An 18,119-nucleotide genomic window follows, 5' to 3' on the forward strand; every position below is an offset into this window, starting at 1 on the left:
AGCGTTTGAGATCCAGTCGAGTATTCTGTTTCCCACGCTGCGGCAGGATGACTTCGATATGGAAAAGAAAGTCATTCTCGAAGAAATTGGCATGTACGCCGATCAACCTTCTTCTGTCGCTTACGACAACGCCATGCAGACCCACTTTCGGGGACACCCCTTAGGAAAGTCGATTCTGGGAACGACGGAAAGCGTGAGCGATCTGACCTCCGATCAAATGCGCAAATATCACCGCGAGCATTATCTCGCGGGCAACATCGTGCTGGCAGTAACCGGAAATACAGATTGGAACAGTGTCGTCGAACTGGCTCACCGGCACTGTGCTCACTGGCCACAGGGGAAATCAAGTCGCCCTGTTGTTGCTGCCAACCCTCGTCCGTCGACGCGATTCATCGCCAAAGCCGACTGCCAGCAAGAGCAGATTATTCAGCTCTCTCCCGCTCCCTCAGGCAGCGATCCCCTGCGATTCGCCGCGGAGCTCATGGCGGTGATTGTGGGCGACGACTGTAACAGCCGCCTCTACTGGGAACTGCTCGATCCCGGCCTCGTGGAATCGGCAGAGCTCGGCTACTACGAATATGAAGACACAGGTGCGTATCTCACATTCCTGAATGGTCCCCCGGAAGAGACCGAAGCCAATCTCGAACGGATCGCTCGCATCTACGCTGACGTCAATCGGAACGGCATTAGCGCTGATGAGCTGGAACAAGCCAAGAATAAAGTTTGTTCCCGACTGGTCCTGCGTGGTGAGCGGCCGATGGGACGCCTGGGGGGGCTCGGCAATAACTGGCTGTTCCGCCGGGAATACCGCAGCATCGCCGATGACGTCCATATCGTGCAAAGTCTGCAACTATCCGACATCCGCAAGCTGCTTGATCAGTACCCTCTCGGCCAGATGACTACGATCGGGGTGGGGCCACTGGAAGATCTGTAACAACGTCCGGCAGGCGTTAGAAAAATAACTGACACGAAGCCCGTCCAGGAAATCAAAAGATGCCGAAATCGACTCTCGTGCGTGCGATCTGTGTGCTCTGTGTTTCGTCCTGGTTAGCTGCGATTGTGCAAGCCCAGGAGATCCCCCAGGGAGAGATTGTCAAATACACCTTTGATCAATCGAAGATCTTCCCGGGGACCACGCGTGAAGTGTCGATCTATATCCCCCGGCAGTACGACCCTGCCACGCCCGCGTGTCTCTACGTGAATCAGGACGGAGTTCAATATAAGGCTCCTGAGGTCTTTGACGAGCTGATTCATAAGGGTGAAATGCCCGTAACGATCGGTGTTTTTGTCACTCCTGGAGTCGTCAAGGCGACTTCGGATCAGGCCTTGCCACGGTACAACCGCAGTTTTGAGTACGATGGTTTGGGTGATGGATACGCTCGATTCCTGCTCGAAGAGCTGCTGCCGAATGTCGAAACCAGGCAGTCGACGGATGGTCGAGCCATTAAGTTGTCCAAGAAGGGCAATGACCGAGCGATCGGCGGTGCCAGCAGCGGGGCGATCTGTGCGTTTACTGCCGCCTGGGAGCGTCCTGATTCCTTCCGCAGGGTCTTCAGTGCCGTTGGTACCTACGTGGGCCTGCGCGGCGGGCACAGCTATTCGACGCTGATTCGCAAATACGAGCCCAAACCGATCCGCATCTTCCTGGAAGACGGCAGCAACGATCTGAATATCTATGCCGGGGACTGGTGGACTGCCAATCAGGCGATGGAACGTTCACTGACATTTGCCGGGTATGAAGTGACGCATGAATGGGGTGAAGGGGGACATAACGCCGAAGCCGCCACGAAACTGTTCCCCGCTGCCATGCGATGGCTATGGAAAGATTGGCCTGCGGAAGTCAAAGCCGGCCCGGGTTCCCCTCAATTGCAGGAACTGCTGATTCCGGGAGAAGACTGGAAACTGGTCGGTGAAGGTTACAAGTTCACCGAAGGACCTGCGGTGAATGCCAAGGGGCAAGTCTTCTTCAACGATGTCGGAGCGGGGAAGACATATCAGGTGACTTCCGAAGGGACCGTCAAAGAGTTTCTCGGCAATTCGAAGCGAGGCGACGGACAGGCTTTCGGTCCCGATGGCCGGCTGTATGCCAACGCGGGAGAAACGAGTCAGGTACTGGCCTGGGACCCGTCTGGCCAATCAAAGGTGATTGCTGACGGATTTCGGGGAAACGATCTGGTCGTCAATCACCAGGGGGGAATCTACGTCACGAACCCCGGCTGGAATGGAACTGATCCGAGCAACGTCTATTACATCAGTCCGACCGGCGAGAAAAAAGTGGTGGATACAGGACTGAAGTTCTCGAACGGCGTGTGTCTGTCTCCTGATCAGTCGCTGCTCTATGTTGCCGACAGCAGAACGCATTGGGTTTACAGCTATCAGGTTCAGCCAGACGGTTCGCTGAACCACAAGCAGAAGTATTTCCATCTGCATGTGCCTGATTCGGCTGAAGACAGTGGAGCGGATGGAATCCGATGCGACCGAGACGGACGGGTCTGGATTGCCACACGATTGGGACTGCAAGTGTGTGATCAACCCGGCCGAGTCAACTGCATCATTCCAACGCCCAACGGCAAGGTTTCTAACCTGACGTTCGGCGGTGAAAACTTTGACACGCTGTACTGCACCTGCGGCGATCGCGTCTATTCCCGCAAGGTGAAGGTCAAAGGGGCGAACGGCTGGGATGCTCCTAACAAGCCGACGACGCCCCGACTTTAATTTGCGACACTGGCGTCATTGTCCTGCCAGAATGTTTCGTTTTGCTTTTGCCTCAAACTGAGGACCCCTTTGAAGAAAAACTGGAATTCCCGATTGTGAGTCGTGAGAATAGCGGACACGTCCTGTCTCCTGTTCGAGCGCATTCGTCAATCGAAAATGGGGGTTCTCATGTCCAGATTCAAAGCGGAACAAATTCGCAACATTGTTCTTGTAGGACACGGAGGAGTAGGAAAAACAACGCTGGCCGACCAGATGTTGTTCAAGGCCGGAATCGGATCAAGGGCTGGCTCGGTCGATGAAGGGACCAGCCAGCTGGATACCGATGAGGAAGCCCGCCAGCATCACTTCTCGATTTCCTCAGCGATGGTTCATTTCGAACATCAGGGGGTTCGAGTCAACGTCATCGATACGCCTGGGTATCCTGACTTTGTTGGTCAAGTCATTAGTGCGGTCTGTGCCGCCGAAACGGCGATTATCACCGTTAGCGCCACTGCGGGCGTTGAAGCGAATACCCGGCGAACATTCGAGCTGGCCGGCCAGGCCCAACTGGGGCGGTTCATCGCCATTAACAAGCTTGATCAAGAGAACGCGAACTTTGCGGAACTGGTCGAAGCCATCCAGGAATCAATCGGAGCCATGTGCCTTCCGATCAACGTTCCTTGTGGCGTTGCTGCAAACTTTCACGCCGTCACCAGCACCTTGAGTCAACCGTCCGGTTCGAATGGTGCCGTCGTTGATCCCTCCGGCTACGGTGCCGCGATCATGGACATCATCGCGGAAACTGACGATGCATTGATGGAACGGTATCTGGATGGTGCAGAGCTGTCAGCAGACGAAGTTCTTGAGGGGGTCAGGAACGCCGTCCAGGCAGGGACCCTGATTCCCATCATCTGCATGAGCGCCAAGACGGGTATCGGGGTTTTGGAACTGATGGATGCCATTACGGACTTTGCTCTACCTCCGGGAAAACTGGTCCGTCATGCGACCAGCGAAACCGGAGAAGACGTGGAAGTCAATGCGGCAGAGGATGCACCGTTTGTTGCTCAGGTGTTCAAGACACGAATCGATCCGTTCGTGTCCAAGATGAGTTTCATCCGTGTCCTGTCAGGAAAGATGTCCAAGGACGCGACCGTCCGCGACATGCGCACCGGACGCGGGATCAAAATTCATCAGCTCCTCGACGTGCAGGGAAGTCATGTCGAGGCGGTGGACGAAGCCCATGCGGGTGATCTTGTCGTGGTGGCCAAAGTCGATGAACTTCAGGTTGGAGATACTCTGGTCAATGGCGACCGCGGAGTGTTCATGCCGCGGCTGGTCTTTCCTTCCCCGATGTTTGGTGTGGCTGTGGAACCCAAAAGCCGGTCTGATCAGCAAAAGATTTCCGGCGCTCTCCATAAGATCGAAGAAGAAGACCCCACCTTTCACATCACTCGCGATCCGCAAACACAGGAAATGGTCATGCAGGGGATGAGTGACCTGCATCTTCAGATTGTGCGCGAACGACTGCACAAGCGAGACAAGGTCGACGTTGTCACTCATCTCCCCAAGATTCCTTACCGAGAGACGGTCACCGGGCAGGCCGAGGGGTCCTATCGTCACAAGAAGCAGTCGGGCGGTTCTGGTCAGTTTGCAGAAGTGCACCTGCGTGTCTACGCCCTTCCGCGAGACCTTGAGCCCAAAACGTACTTTACCCGTGAGCGGTTCGAGAGCTTACGTGAGCACCACTATGACCCGCACCTCAATTTCGCCTTTCTGGATTGCGTGACGGGGGGGACTGTTCCCAATCAGTTTATTCCCGCCGTAGAAAAAGGGATCCGCGAGCGAATGGAACAGGGGGTCATCGCGGGATACCAGGTGCAGGATGTGGCTGTGGCACTCTTTTTCGGGAAGGACCATCCCGTCGATAGCAACGAAGCGGCATTTCGGACGGCAGCCAGTCGATGTTTTCGGGATGTCTTCAAAATGGCCCGGCCATCATTGCTTGAACCGATGATGCACCTCGAAATTACAATTCCCGGCGAATCGGTGGGAGATATTACAAGCGATTTGAACTCCCGCCGGGGCCGGATGGAAGGAATCGACTTATTGCCCCAGGGAATGCAGATCGTGCGTGCGCGAGCCCCTCTGGCTGAACTGATGACCTATGCACGCTCTCTTTCCAGTATGACAGGAGGTCGTGGATCCTACGTGACTGAATTCAGTCATTACGAACCTGTGCCTGCCCACGAGCAGCAGAAGATCATTGCGGCATCAACAGTGAAGTCTGACGACGATTGATACCCCCGGCAGTATCCCCACGCTCCGTCGAAAGCAATTTCCTGGCTCCGATCTCAGGCCGGCTTGCCGACGACTCGCAATAATCGCCGCGAGATGTACGTGCATTCACATGGGGGCAGCGATGCGGGACATCGGCTGCCCCTTGTTCCAAAGGAGAACCTTCCATCGTTTCATCCAGGGAACGTGGAAGGGATCAAATGTCGCCGATGCGATGGGGTGGTGAAAGACACCCCTGATCCTTCCCCGGCTGTCAGCGAGCCTGCGGTGGATAGGAACTATGCATTGTGAGAATCAGGAGCCCGATTTCCCCGTCAGCATTAGGCCACCTCGACGTTCCGGCCTGAAACGGAGGTGGCTGATCCGGGAACAAGAGTGCAAAAGTTACTTTGCGGCTTTCTGGTCCAGAATTGCGACAAGCTCACGGATCTCGGTCAATTCGGCCTTTCGTTCCTCTTCGATCGTGTCCGGGACTTCTCGGATTTCAAGCATGCGACTGCTGCGCACGAAACGCAGCCCGCGCAACAGCAGTTCGCGTTGTCGGTCTGTCAGTTCCAGATGAAGCAAGTCATTCATAGATGGTTGTCCGTCTGCTCATTGAGTGCGTAAGTTTTTCTGCAAGGACGAAATTGTACGCCATGATTTGGCGGATGCTAGTCGCCGGATCAAGGCCGCACAAGCGATTTGCCCGCCCCACTCGATTGTAGCAACTTGTGCAGCCACTTGGTGGGATTCCTGATTCCCCGCCGGTGAAGGTTTTACAATCCCTCGCACCGGCACGGAGAACTATTCGCGGTGGCAATCTCGCAGCACATCTGGTGCCGAAGTTTTGGTTGTCCTTCTTCCCAATACTCCACACATCATCGTGAATGCGACTGGCAATCTTTGCCGTTTTGTCTCGCGAACGCTTGAACGGCACGACCCCTCCAGTCTTTTGCTTCTCCGTCAACAGTCTGTGAAGCCCGGGTGACTCTGCGGATTGGCTGAATTTTAGGGATCATTCGGATTATTGCTGCAGGCGCCAAGGATCCCGCGACGAATCTTGTTGTGATTGACACAAGTACTCAGGTTCCGCGCCGAGGTAGGTTCCCTTGATCATTGCCTCCCATCCTTTCGAAGTGGCCGATTTTGATGTGACTGGTCCAGCCATGCGCCTGCAGCATGCAGGGACGTGGATGCACTTTGCCGGGCTGGATTCGAATGGGAATTCGAACACGGGTGACCGGTTGCGATGGCGTAGAGCGGCGCAACAGGCGGAGGTGATCCGAAGAAGTTCCGCGGAGCTGCGACGGCAACCCCTCTTTGCTACCCACTTCGCAGGCAGCGAGGGGACTCAGAATAGCTCCGTTCGTTCGCCGAGGGGGCTGTTCCCGGCGTCCTTCCCGCGAGGCGTCCTGCCGCTGGAATCCGAGTGGCGTGGCGATGTGTCTTGCAAAATCTGGTTTAAGAACCTGGTGGCATTTTTCGTGAAGGCCGGAAGAGTGAACTCTTCGGACGGTCCGCAGTCGCACGACCCTGTCAATAAGCCCAGATCCCCTTAGCTGGCGATGCAGCAAATGCAATTTGCATTGAGTGTGCATGCGGGCGCTGAGTCAATTGAAAGGGAAGTGGCATGAAATTGGAAAACAACACCAAGAGACGATTCTGGCTGGGGCTGACGCTTTGTGCCGGTCTGCTCACCTCTGGGTGCTCGCGCAATTTCTGGCGCTCTCAGGCGGATTTCGATTCGTATAACCTGTTGAGCCAAAAGCAGTTCAGTCCTCTGTGGACACTTCCCCGCACGACGGTCGAACCAGACGAACGTAGCCGATTCTACGATCCGTATGACCGTGATCTTCCGCCGCTCCCCCCTGATGACGAAGCCGCAAGCCGTTACATGGAATGGGTTAACGGGATGCGGGGCTACAAGAGCTGGCACAAGTTCGGCCAGCTGCTCTCCGTCGAAAACCCGCAATGGCTCGCCAATTTTGGAATCGCTCCGGATTCGTTCCACGACGGCTACCTTCTTTCAGACGGGGTGAGCTACGAAACGGACCTGGAAAAGCTTCCGACGGGCGATCCCACCCGCCTCGTGCCGACGATCGAAGACATGACGTTGGGGCAAGCAATCGAACTGGCGGCGATCCACAATCGTGAGTATCAGACGCAGCTTGAAAACCTCTTTCAGTCTGCCATGCAGTTGTCGCTGGATCAGTTCCAGTTCCAGGCCCGTTATCTGTTTGGTCGCGCACCCGTGGCCCCGTCGGCCAACCTGCCAGGAACGACCGTTCCTACGGGAGTGCTCAACAGCACGACCATTCCCGGGGAAGGAACAGCGTTGGGGCTGACTTCGGCGGGCGGGGTGAGTCAGGTGTTGCCCACCGGGGGACAGTGGATCGTCGGGCTCGCGAACAATACGCTGTGGCTATTTTCGGGCGGGCAGCGGACCTCATCGCAATCGGTCCTGTCATACTCTCTTGTTCAACCTCTGTTAGCCGGTGCGGGGAGAAAATTCTTCCTTGAAAACCTGACCTACAGTGAACGTAAGGTCCTCTACGACACCCGTACGCTGGCCCGTTATCGCAAAATCTTCTTTGCTGATGCCGTCGTGAACGCCACCGGCGGGGGGAACAGTGCGACTCAGACCATTCCACCATCGACCGGTGCCAACAACCCATTTCCGGGGACTCTGGTCAGTGGGATCGCTGCGACCATCGCGTCCGGGGCGTCAGGGTCGTCCGCGGCGAGTTCCCAGGGAACGAGCGGGTATCTCGGGCTACTGTTTCAGTTGCAGCAGGTGCTGAATCAGCACGAAAACGTCGAGCTTCTGCGGGTTCAAACGGAACGACTGCGGGAACTGGTTGCCCAGACTCCTTTCCGTCGCTTGCCGGAAGGAGCCCTTCCGAATGGGATTTCGTTCCCTCCGCAACTTGCCAGTAAAGTTGATTTCTCGCTTGCCACTCGCCGTCTTCGTTGGAAGGACGCCGACGGGATGACGGACAACGAGCTACGTCAGCTCTTGGCGGTCAGTGACGACGTTGCCTACCAGGAAGCAATTCAGGAAATCTATGACCAACTGCGGATTGGCGTTACGACCATCGATGTGCTGCAGGTGGCAAACACACTCACGAACTCAGAACTGTCGGAACGCAACTTCAAGCTCAATTATGACAACCAGATTGATAGCTATAAGTTCTTTCTGGGGCTTCCGATCGACATGCAGATCACCATCGATCGCTCGATGCTGAAACAGTTCGAGCTCACCGATCCACGCCTGATCGAAACCGAAGGCCGAATTGTCGGGATGGTGCGAGCGCTGTCTCAAATTGATGACGAAAACCCTGCGGAGGCCGATTTGCGCTTCATCGTCGACCGCTTCGCCAAACTGGTGGACATGGTTCGCGAGCAGGGAGTGGAACTTGTCGAAGCGGATGTTGTCAAAGTCGAAGAAAATATGCCTAACCGGCTCGCAGGGTTGCTGTGGGACGAATCCAAGGAGACGGTCGAACGAATGTTCGAGCGAGACCAGATCATCTTCCGCGGCGTGAAAGGGACCTTCGAAGATGTCGTCAGTGACCTGGGGCGGTGGCAGGAGGAGTTAGAAAATCCTGCGACGACGAAAGAGCAGCGGGTGAAAATGCTGAGTCAGCTCAAGGACAGCCGCGAAGAGCTGTTGCTGATGACTCAGAACCTGCGCGTGCTGCAGACGAGCCTCCGGTCGGAATTGATTACATTGGTGAAGTTTGATATGTCTTTGGAGGAGGCTGTTGAGCAGGCGTTGACTCACCGACTGGATCTGATGAATGCGCGTGGGCGGGTGATGGACGCGCGGCGAAATATGGAAGTTGCGGCCAACAGGCTGGAAGCAGTGCTTAACGTCGTTGCTCAAGGTAACTTAGGAACAACCCCCACGGGCAACCATCCGTTGGACTTCCGTGGAGCCAATAGCGACTTTCAGATCGGCCTGCAGATGACCACGCCCCTGGATCAGGTGCAGGTCCGAAATGCGTATCGAAGTTCTCTGATAAATTATCAGCAGGCTCGCCGCGCTTTCATGTTGCTTGAAGATCAGGTGAAGTATGATATCCGGTCCAGTTGGCGAAGCTTAATGTTGAATCGCCAGAACTTTGAGCTTACTCGGAAAAGTCTGCGTCAAGCGGCGCTGCAGTTTGACATTAACGTCGCCAACAACTTGAACCCGAAAACACAAGTTGCGGGACAAGCGGGAACGACCTCGCTGGGTCAGACCGGTTTGAACCTGATTAACGCTTTGACACAACTGCTGAATGCCCAGAACAATTTGATTCGAATCTGGGCTCTGTATGAGCGAAACCGGATTAACATTTACCGTGATATGGATATCATGCAGATTGACGAGCGGGGCCTCTGGATTGATCCAGTTTACCAAAACCTGGGTGGCAACGATTCGTCTTCCAACCTGAACGGCCCCGCCAATGACATCCCACCAGAGCCCTCGTTCATCGAATTCGAATCCGCTTCCGACTCAGGGAGCAGTCGCAGCGCATTCCCCGGAATCTCACGGGTCAACTCCTTCGCGCCCGCTGCCCCGGAAACGCCGGAACTGGATTAAGGTCATTCTTCTGGGGGGCGTCACTCTCGGGGGTGTCGTCCTCTGGCCGCAGCTGAAGTCCCTTTCGTCGCAGGTCTCCACCGCGCTGGTGAGGACTCCGGATCAAACCGATGGTCTGGTCATCGAAACCGCCAAGCGTGGGACCTTCCAGATTACCGTTGTCGAGAAGGGGACTCTCGACAGTATGAAGAATGCGATTCTCTCGAGTAAGGTCGAGGGCCAGACCACGATCATCAGTATCGTTCCGGAAGGAACGAACGTGAAGGCGGGCGACCTGGTCTGCGAACTCGACTCGTCGGTTCTCGCCGATAAAGAGACGCAGCAGGAAATCGCCGTCGAAAAGGCGAAAGCCGCTTTCGAGCAGGGGAAAGAAGACCTCCGGATCCAGGAAGCTCAAAACGAGAGCGACATTGAAGCCGCCAATCTGAAGCTGAAACTGGCTCAGATCGATCTGAAAAAATTCATCGAAGGGGATCTGCTGCAGCAGAAAAATGATCTGCTGGGACGAATCAAACTCGCTGAAGAAAATCTTTCCCGAGCGCAGGAAAGTTACGAGTACGTTCAGCGACTCGCGAAAAAGGGATACCGAACGCAGAACGATCTGGAATCGGAACGAATCGCCGTCGAAACGCAGAAGATCAATCTGAAGCTCGTCCAGGGCGAGTTTATGGTTCTCGAGAAGTACACCGAGGGCCGTACGCTGGCGGAACTGGAAGCGAACGTCAAAGAATACGGCCGCGAGATTGAGCGAACGGAAAGCAAGACCCGTGCGGCCCTGTCGCAGAAAGTCGCTGAACTGCGGGCTCGCGAACTGACCTACGAAGTCGAATCCAAGAAGTACGAACGTCTGGTTGCTCAGATCAAGGCTTGTAAGATCTACGCAACCCAGGACGGCCAGGTTGTTTACGCAAATATTCGCGATGGTCGCCCGACAGAGAATGTCATGATCGACGTCGGGGTTGCGGTCCGTGAACGCCAGCCGATTATTAACCTGCCTGACCTGGACTCGATGAAAGTGAACGCTCGAATTCACGAGTCTCGCATCAGCATGGTCCGACCGGGTATGTCGGCCATCGTGAAGATCGACGCTTATCCCGAAGAGACGTTCCACGGCGAAGTCGATTCGGTCGCCTCCGTTCCCAGTTCGACGGGAGGATTCGGCAGCACGACCCGCGAATATGACGCCGTCGTTCGGATTACCGATTCCTCAGACAAGGTCAACAAACTTCGACCTGGTCTCACCGCCAGCACGGAAATTCTGGTTGAACGTCGTGAAGACGTTCTTCAAATCCCGCTGCAAGCCAATCTCTCGTTTGGTGCCAAGCAGTATGTCTTCGCAGCAAACGGACGGAAGGTCGAACTGCGTGCAGTGAAGGTGGGGAAATCCAATGCGAACTTTCTCGAGATTCTTGATGGTCTCACGGAAGGTGAAGGGGTCGTGATGAACCCCCAGTCAAACTTCAAGAAAGAGATTTCGGACCTCGAAGCAGAACTTGCCAAAGAACTGGGCAAAGAGGGGCCCAAGCTGCCCGAAGGGCTTACGCCACCGAAATCAGATGCTCCAGGAGTATCTCCGGGACAACCCGGGCAGCCTGGTTCAGGGCCTCTCGCATCTCTCGGAGGACCTGGCGGTGCCAGTGGTGCGGTGGAAGCGGCGGAGCGTCCCGTGGCAGGTGGACCACCCCGAGGGGAAGGAAAGCCACCCGAGGGAGCTCGTCCACCCGGAGGATTCGATCCGATGGCTCGCTTCAACTCGATGGACAAAGATCAGGACGGAAAGGTGACCCGGAGCGAAGCCGAAGGCCGCATGGCCGAAAACTTCGAGAATTTTGATTCAGACTCCGACGGAAGCGTTACGAAAGACGAATTCCTCGCCGTCATGGCCAAGTTCCGTGCAGCAGGTGGCCCTCCGGGACAGCGCCCGGCGGAATCTGGCGGCAACTGATCCTGATCAACTCGGAACTCGTTCAGAGTCTGATCTCATCCGACGCGCCCGCGGGATGAATTCGTACGAACGTTGAAATCGGTGTTTTCTTATGGCGATGGCCGCACAGCTCATTGAATTGACCAAGACCTACCATTTAGGCGAAAACGTCGTTCGGGCTCTGCGAGGCGTGACGGCTGATTTTCCCGAAGGTGATTTCGTCGCCATCATGGGCTCGTCAGGCAGTGGAAAAAGTACGCTCTTGAACTTGCTGGGGGCTCTCGATCGCCCCTCCAGCGGAAAGTACATCCTCTCCCGCTACGACGTCAGTACGCTCAACGACGACCAGTTGTCCGAGATCCGCAATCGGCTGATTGGCTTCATCTTTCAGTCCTACAACCTGATTGCCCAGTACACAGTGCTGGAAAATATTCAGGTCCCCTTTCATTACCGAACAGATCGGCGAGTGATTGGTTCCGAGGAGATGAATCGAACAATCGATCTGGCGGCGAAGGTTGGGCTGGCCGAACGTTTGGATCACCGTCCCTTTCAGTTGTCGGGGGGACAACAGCAGCGTGTCGCCATCGCGCGTGCTCTTGTGATGGATCCGCAGATCATTCTGGCAGACGAACCGACCGGGAATCTGGATTCGACGACTGAAAAAGAAATCATGGAACTGTTGACCGGCCTCAATCAGGAAGGCCGGACAATCATCATGGTGACCCACGAAAACTCGGTCGCACGCCTGGCGAAGCGACAGATCGTCATGAAAGATGGCTTGATCGCCAGTGAAGGTCTCTTCTCGCTCGACTCCAACAGCAAATAGCCCAGCTGGTCAGTCGGGGTGTGCGACGGCGTCGCACAGAACCTCCTGATTCGTGGAAATCCGAGAGTGCGTCTGACGCGAGCCCCCGGACAGGTCTACTTCCGAATCTCGCTACTGGAACGCCGCTGACTCAATTGCCTGGCATCTACTGGTCCTTGCCGCGCGGAGTGATGTTGCGAGGGCAGAGGGAACCTGGATGGCCCGCATGGGTGCAGGCGACAACATGCGAAGTCATTCACCCCGTTCGCAGATGTTGTCTGGTTGGCGACTCATTCCTGTGAAGACAGATGTCTGATAATTCGCGTAGCGACCGTCAACTTGCCTCCTCGTACGTCAGTCCAATCTCGTTCTGGAGGTTATCGGTTCTGACTCAAGATGCGGATCGCACGAATCACATAGTCGTATCCGCTCCAAACTGTGACGGCGACCATTGTCCAAAGGAGGCCGTCGCGGATCTGTGCGATGCTCACCCCCGCTGCGGACCAACCCGAGACGGACGGATCCAGCGAAATCATCGCCACGATGGCGGCCGCGCACTGGAGGAACATTTTGAGTTTCCCGGATGCCGAAGCCGAGAAGTCCGCCCCTTGTTGTTCAAGGAAGCCGCGCAGGCTGGTGACCAGCATCTCGCGACCAATCACGATGACGACCATCCAGGGGGTGACACCGGACTGCGGATGGGGAAGCAGGAAGAGGAATGTTCCACCGGTAATGAACTTATCGACGAAGGGGTCGAGGATCCGGCCCAGTTGCGTAATTAACTGGTATTTGCGAGCGATGTACCCGTCCAGTACGTCAGTGGCCACGGCAAACAGAAAAAGCCCGGCGGCCCAAAGCCAGTTCGCCCCTGCCTGAATCATGCCGAAGAGCACAAACGAAAGAAACAGCCTGGCGAGAGTAATCAGATTCGGTGCATTCAAATTACGCATATTGCACTCTCGGTATAACGCAGCAGATTGAGCGGGAATTGTCAGGACAGTATGTCTTCGATGGTTGCAATGCAGAATGGTAACCATTGTAATGGATGTAGAGATGCTGGCCACTGGGGGCCGGCAAGCCGCAAGGGTCAGCGGCGCGGTCAATACGTCGAAAGACGGTCACCATCATCTGCTCCAAATGAGTTGTGAGCCGATGAAGAAGGTTGGAAGAACGAAATGCTCAAGTCTCCTATGATGTGCTCATTGCTGATGGCGTTTGGAATCTCGGCAATGATTCTCGGCTGCGAACCTGCAAAGCAAGAAACAAAAACACCTCCTCCATTGGCTTCTTCCGCCCCAACGGGTGGTGGTTCGACCACGGGTGGCGGCGCTGAAGTCCCCGCAACACCTTCGACTGGCGCTCCTGAAACTCCCGCTGCTCCTGCGGAAGGCGAACCGGCCAAGCAGCCAGAATAATTCCAATATCGATCGGGCGACCGCAAGTAGACGGTGCTGCCTGAGATGGCAATAAACGATGCAAGCCGGACTTTTTAGTCCGGCTTGCGTTTTATTTGGGCGGGCGACAAGGCAAAAGGCGTTGCTTGCAGAGTTTTCATTGTCCGTCGACTTGATCAATTGTGCAGAAAATCGGCGAAGTGCGGCGACTCAGTCCGAATGCGCCAAATGATGGCAGATGTCGTGAAAATGAGGATGGATGCCCGGGGTCTATCATCCCACGCCTTGATTACTTCGTTGCCTCTTCTGACTTTCGCTGATTCTCTCGCTGAATCGCTTCGTAGACTTCCTGTCGATGGACGGGGATGTCTGTCGGGGCTTCGATCCCCAGGCGAACTTTGTCGCCACGAATGTCGACGACGGTGATTTTGATGTTGTCGCCGATGAAAATACTTTCATCGCGCTGTCGAGATAGAACGAGCATTTGCGTGTCTCCTTATTCGGCGTTCGCGGCGTCGTTCGTACGCCATGAACGTTTCTCCAAGTTGTTGTCTCTCCAGTTCCTGACACTTCGCAGTCGCCGTCAAAAGCATTCTAGACATCACCGCCGAGCGAGTGACCACTCTGGTAGGCGGGAGATCGATTTCGGGAGTGTGTGGCCTTTGACTTGCGACGCACTCCTAATCGTCATCTGATCATATCGAGGGAGAACTCGACATCGCGAAAATTGCAGGTTCAGGGAATTGTTTCGCGAAGCTAGCAAGCCGTAGCGAATAATCCGTGTACCGTGCGAGTCCCATTCGTGCGTGCTATAACGATCGCACCAGACATTCGTCCCATTGCGCCTTTGCGGAGTGATTTTGATGCTGCGACAGACTTGGCCGCACAGATTCTCAAGTTTTGTTTGGCTGTTTCTAAGTTTTTTTATTGTCACAACTTGCGTAACGCCTCTCAATGCGGACGACAAGGTTCGTGCGCTTATCGTTGACGGCCAGAACAATCATGACTGGCGAACCACGACGCCGCTGCTTCAGGCGTGTCTGGAAGCAACAGGACGCTTCCAGGTCGATGTTGCGACCGCGCCCCCGCAGGGAAAACCGGCTGCCGAATGGGATGCCTTTCGCCCTCAGTTCGACCAGTACCAGGCCGTGATCAGCAATTACAACGGTCAAAGCTGGCCCCAGCCGGACCAGAAGTCGCTGGAGGAGTTCGTCGCAAAAGGGGGCGGTTTAGTGATTGTTCATGCTGCCAATAACGCCTTTTCGGATTGGCCCGAATATAACAAGATGATTGGGCTGGGCTGGCGAGGTGCTGAATTCGGATCACGCGTTACGGTGGGTAAAGATGGCAAAACTCTTATTTTGCCGAAGGGTGAGGGCCCTGGTGCCGGGCATGGTTCTCAGCATGACTATACGATCGTCACCCGAGATCGACAGCACCCCGTCATGTTGGGAATCCCTGCGGAATGGATGCACGTCAAAGACGAACTGTATCACGGCCAGCGGGGGCCCGCTGCCAACATGCACATCCTGGCAACAGCCTTCTCGGCAGGTTCCACGAATGGGACTGAAGAACACGAGCCGCTGATCTGGTGGATTTCCTACGGAAAAGGCAAGGTCTTTACGACATTGCTTGGACACGGCGATTACTCAATGAAGTGTGTCGGTTTCCAGACGACATTCGGACGCGGCGCGGAATGGGTTGCCACGGGCAAAGTCACCATTCCGGTTCCGAAGAATTTTCCGACTGCAACCGCGACCGTCTCGGTTGAGGGGGCGAAATAGCCAGGTGTCCAGTTGACTCGGGTGGATCGCGAAGTCCGCGTCCCGTGCATGACGGCAGCACATTTCCTCGCAGTCAACGTCCCGCTTGCCCCCTTGAAGTGGACACGGATCGGGAGCTGCCCGACCCATTCAATTTCTCAGTGAGTCACTCTATTCTGACCAAGCGGGGGGACGTATAGGTCACCGTGGAGAATTAACAAAACACCTCGCGTCCGGCTTGTAATGCCCGACGCGAGGTGTTTGTTGAGTTGCACGTACGGTTGATGAAGTTCGACGATCCTGAGAACCGGATGTAGCCGGTGTCAGGTGCCGATCTCCATAAACCTACTTCGGCACGTCCACCTTGATGTGCAGGTCCCGAAGTTGTTTCAGATCGACCGGAGCGGGGGCGCCGGTCAGCATGTCGCTGGCTTTCTGGGTCTTGGGGAAGGCAATGACGTCGCGGATGTTGTCCGATGCAAGGAACAACATGACCCAGCGGTCCAGACCCAGTGCAACTCCCGCGTGCGGCGGCGCCCCGTAGCGGAGTGCTTCCAGCAGGAATCCGAAGCGTGCTTCCGCTTCTTCGTTCGTGATGCCGAGCAGATTGAAGATTCCCTGCTGGACGGCGGGGTCGTGGATTCGGACGCTTCCGCTGGCGGCTTCATATCCGTTGCAAACGAGGTCATACGATTGAGCTCGTACTTTCCCCGGATCCGTCTGCAGCAGAGGAATGTCTTCTTCGACCGGTTGGCAGAATGGGTGATGTTCTGCGTCCCAGCGTTTCTCTTCTTCGTTCCATTGAAACATGGGGAAGTCGAGCACCCACGCGATCTTCAGTTCCTGAGGATCGTAGAGATTCAGTTCTTTACCCAGGCGCAGACGCAGGGCCGATAACGCCGCACAACTGACTTTGAACGTGTCTGCGACGCAGAACAGCAGGTCGCCGGCCTTCGCCTGCAACTTGGTGATGATGGCCTGCTGATGTTCGGGGCTGAAGAATTTGGCGATCGGCGAGTCGAGGCCGTCCTCTTTGACGCGGAAGAACGCCAGCCCTTTGGCACCGTACTGCTTGACGAATTCGGTCAGGTCGTCGATTTGTTTGCGGCTGTACTTTTCGGCGGCTCCCGGGACGCAGAATCCGCGTACCCGGCCGTTGGCTTCGATCGTTGACTTGAAGACGCCGAAATCACAATCGCGGGCAATCTCTCCCAGATCAATCAGTTCGAGTCCGAAGCGAAGATCCGGTTTGTCGCTGCCATACCGCTCCATGACATCACGGTGGGTCAACCGTGGAAGAGGGAGTGGCAGATCGGTTCCACGAAGAACCTTGACCAGCCGGGCCATCAGGCCATCGATCATTTTGAGGATGTCATCCTGTTTCACGAACGCCATTTCGACATCGATCTGCGTGAACTCGGGCTGCCGATCTGCACGCAGGTCCTCGTCGCGGAAACATTTGGCGAGCTGGAAGTAGCGGTCGTAACCGGCGACCATCAGAATCTGTTTGTAGATCTGAGGCGACTGGGGAAGTGCATAGAAGCTCCCTTCGTGCACTCGACTGGGAACCAGATAGTCGCGAGCCCCTTCCGGAGTGCTGCGACCGAGCATCGGTGTTTCGATTTCGAGGAACTGCTGTTCGTCGAAGTAGTCGCGAGTGGCCTTTGACAGCTTGTGCCGCAGGATCAAGGCCTGCTGAACACCAGGTCGACGCAGGTCCAGAAAGCGGTACTTCAGGCGAAGCTCTTCGTTCGGGAGATCCGATTGGGTCGGAAAGAACGGCGGTGTCTTGCTCTTGTTGAGCACTTCCAGCTGGCGGCCTTTAACATCGATTTCGCCCGTTTCCAGCTTGAGGTTCTGCATGTCAGCAGGGCGTGCGACGACTTCGCCCGTCACCTTGATGACATCTTCGTTGCGAAGGGAGCGGGCGACGGCATGCATTTCGGCGAATGAGGGACTGAAGACGACTTGTGTAATGCCGTAACGATCTCGCAAGTCGATGAAAACAAGTCCACCGAAGTCACGGTAGGTATCGACCCAGCCGCACAGAGTGACTGATTGTCCGACGTGGGCCGTTCGCAATTCACCGCAGGTATGAGTCCGAAGCACGTAAGTCAATCCTTACTAGTTTCATGAAGCCGCCGGATCGAAAGAGAACGACCCGTATCGAGCAATGTCGTCACAGCTGTAGTGACCCGATAAATCACTCGAAGCGGCGATTATAGGTTTACCCCGACTGATGGGGAAGCAGCCGGGACACCACAAAACAGGCCGTCTGATGCTGCCCCGCAGGCCGGCCTGGACTCGAAATTGGCTGTTTTAGACGTCAAATGACCACTCGAAGTGCAGAATCCGCCGATCTTCAGGCCCGATTGATCACAAAGTTCAAAAAAAAGGCATCTGGCGTGGTGAGCGTGGATCATTCCAATTGACCGGTTTCAGCCCCCGGCTATACTCCGCCCCGTCCCGTCCAGCATCACATCTCAGTTAACTCTCTCTGCAAATTACCCACTGTCATGTCTGTTCCCGAGCGGCGACGTCTGCGATCGGAACAGGACCTTTCGACTCGTCGCTATGGAAATTCAAGGAGGAACGCATGTTCGGAATTCGCTTCGTCAAGGGCATGGCCGTCAGCCTCGCCGCATTCGGTATGATGGTCCCGCAAACCCGTCTG

Annotated in this window: 12 protein-coding genes; 8 read left to right on the top strand and 4 right to left on the bottom strand. The window is 55.7% G+C overall.

Features of this window, described 5'->3' with window-relative positions:
- The 3 genes from VGE80_RS10485 to VGE80_RS10495 all read left to right on the top strand — a co-directional run.
- Positions 1-934 (top strand): M16 family metallopeptidase (locus tag VGE80_RS10485; RefSeq protein ID WP_440592627.1); only part of this gene is annotated, 934 nt, incomplete at its 5' end.
- Between the two features lie 59 nt (positions 935-993).
- On the top strand, positions 994-2,715 hold the full coding sequence (locus tag VGE80_RS10490; RefSeq protein ID WP_440592628.1) for an SMP-30/gluconolactonase/LRE family protein: 1,722 nt from the start codon (positions 994-996) through the stop codon (positions 2,713-2,715).
- Between the two features lie 168 nt (positions 2,716-2,883).
- On the top strand, positions 2,884-4,992 hold the full coding sequence (locus VGE80_RS10495; RefSeq protein ID WP_440592629.1) for an elongation factor G: 2,109 nt from the start codon (positions 2,884-2,886) through the stop codon (positions 4,990-4,992).
- A 381-nt stretch (positions 4,993-5,373) separates the two neighbouring features.
- Here the strand turns inward: VGE80_RS10495 and VGE80_RS10500 are convergent, their stop codons facing one another.
- Positions 5,374-5,565, bottom strand: a complete 192-nt coding sequence (locus VGE80_RS10500) for a hypothetical protein (protein WP_397571360.1) — start codon at positions 5,563-5,565, stop codon at positions 5,374-5,376.
- Positions 5,566-6,601: 1,036 nt separating this feature from the next.
- Between VGE80_RS10500 and VGE80_RS10505 the strand changes: the two genes are divergently transcribed.
- From VGE80_RS10505 to VGE80_RS10515, 3 genes are all read left to right on the top strand, one after another.
- Entirely contained in the window at positions 6,602-9,559 is a 2,958-nt protein-coding gene (locus VGE80_RS10505) for a TolC family protein (protein ID WP_440592630.1), read from the top strand.
- An 88-nt stretch (positions 9,560-9,647) separates the two neighbouring features.
- On the top strand, positions 9,648-11,504 hold the full coding sequence (locus VGE80_RS10510) for an efflux RND transporter periplasmic adaptor subunit (protein ID WP_440592631.1): 1,857 nt from the start codon (positions 9,648-9,650) through the stop codon (positions 11,502-11,504).
- A 91-nt stretch (positions 11,505-11,595) separates the two neighbouring features.
- Positions 11,596-12,309 (top strand): ABC transporter ATP-binding protein, encoded by a 714-nt coding sequence (locus VGE80_RS10515; RefSeq protein ID WP_373650487.1) that lies wholly within the window; start codon positions 11,596-11,598, stop codon positions 12,307-12,309.
- A 356-nt stretch (positions 12,310-12,665) separates the two neighbouring features.
- Here the strand turns inward: VGE80_RS10515 and pgsA are convergent, their stop codons facing one another.
- Entirely contained in the window at positions 12,666-13,238 is a 573-nt protein-coding gene (gene pgsA / locus VGE80_RS10520; RefSeq protein WP_440592632.1) for a CDP-diacylglycerol--glycerol-3-phosphate 3-phosphatidyltransferase, read from the bottom strand.
- A 225-nt stretch (positions 13,239-13,463) separates the two neighbouring features.
- Between pgsA and VGE80_RS10525 the strand changes: the two genes are divergently transcribed.
- Positions 13,464-13,703 (top strand): hypothetical protein, encoded by a 240-nt coding sequence (locus tag VGE80_RS10525; RefSeq protein ID WP_373650490.1) that lies wholly within the window; start codon positions 13,464-13,466, stop codon positions 13,701-13,703.
- Positions 13,704-13,971: 268 nt separating this feature from the next.
- Here the strand turns inward: VGE80_RS10525 and csrA are convergent, their stop codons facing one another.
- The gene (gene csrA / locus VGE80_RS10530) at positions 13,972-14,166 is read right to left on the bottom strand and encodes a carbon storage regulator CsrA (RefSeq protein ID WP_373650491.1); all 195 of its coding nucleotides are present in this window, start codon (positions 14,164-14,166) and stop codon (positions 13,972-13,974) included.
- 379 nt (positions 14,167-14,545) lie between these two features.
- On the opposite strand from csrA, the gene VGE80_RS10535 reads away from it, so the two are divergent.
- Positions 14,546-15,466 (top strand): ThuA domain-containing protein, encoded by a 921-nt coding sequence (locus VGE80_RS10535; RefSeq protein WP_440592633.1) that lies wholly within the window; start codon positions 14,546-14,548, stop codon positions 15,464-15,466.
- 324 nt (positions 15,467-15,790) lie between these two features.
- Here the strand turns inward: VGE80_RS10535 and aspS are convergent, their stop codons facing one another.
- Positions 15,791-17,554 (bottom strand): aspartate--tRNA ligase, encoded by a 1,764-nt coding sequence (gene aspS, locus VGE80_RS10540; protein WP_440592634.1) that lies wholly within the window; start codon positions 17,552-17,554, stop codon positions 15,791-15,793.
- Positions 17,555-18,119: the final 565 nt, after the last annotated feature.

The organism is Schlesneria sp. (genome assembly GCF_036405755.1).
Taxonomy (GTDB): Bacteria; Planctomycetota; Planctomycetia; order Planctomycetales; family Planctomycetaceae; genus Schlesneria; species Schlesneria sphaerica.

Bases quoted from the DNA above. Each gene is read 5' to 3' on its own strand.
- VGE80_RS10505 (WP_440592630.1), top strand. From the start codon at position 6,602: ATGAAATTGGAAAACAACACCAAGAGACGATTCTGGCTGGGGCTGACG.
- pgsA (WP_440592632.1), bottom strand. From the start codon at position 13,238: ATGCGTAATTTGAATGCACCGAATCTGATTACTCTCGCCAGGCTGTTT.
- VGE80_RS10495 (WP_440592629.1), top strand. From the start codon at position 2,884: ATGTCCAGATTCAAAGCGGAACAAATTCGCAACATTGTTCTTGTAGGA.
- VGE80_RS10490 (WP_440592628.1), top strand. From the start codon at position 994: ATGCCGAAATCGACTCTCGTGCGTGCGATCTGTGTGCTCTGTGTTTCG.
- VGE80_RS10515 (WP_373650487.1), top strand. From the start codon at position 11,596: ATGGCGATGGCCGCACAGCTCATTGAATTGACCAAGACCTACCATTTA.
- VGE80_RS10535 (WP_440592633.1), top strand. From the start codon at position 14,546: ATGCTGCGACAGACTTGGCCGCACAGATTCTCAAGTTTTGTTTGGCTG.
- VGE80_RS10500 (WP_397571360.1), bottom strand. From the start codon at position 5,565: ATGAATGACTTGCTTCATCTGGAACTGACAGACCGACAACGCGAACTG.
- csrA (WP_373650491.1), bottom strand. From the start codon at position 14,166: ATGCTCGTTCTATCTCGACAGCGCGATGAAAGTATTTTCATCGGCGAC.
- VGE80_RS10525 (WP_373650490.1), top strand. From the start codon at position 13,464: ATGCTCAAGTCTCCTATGATGTGCTCATTGCTGATGGCGTTTGGAATC.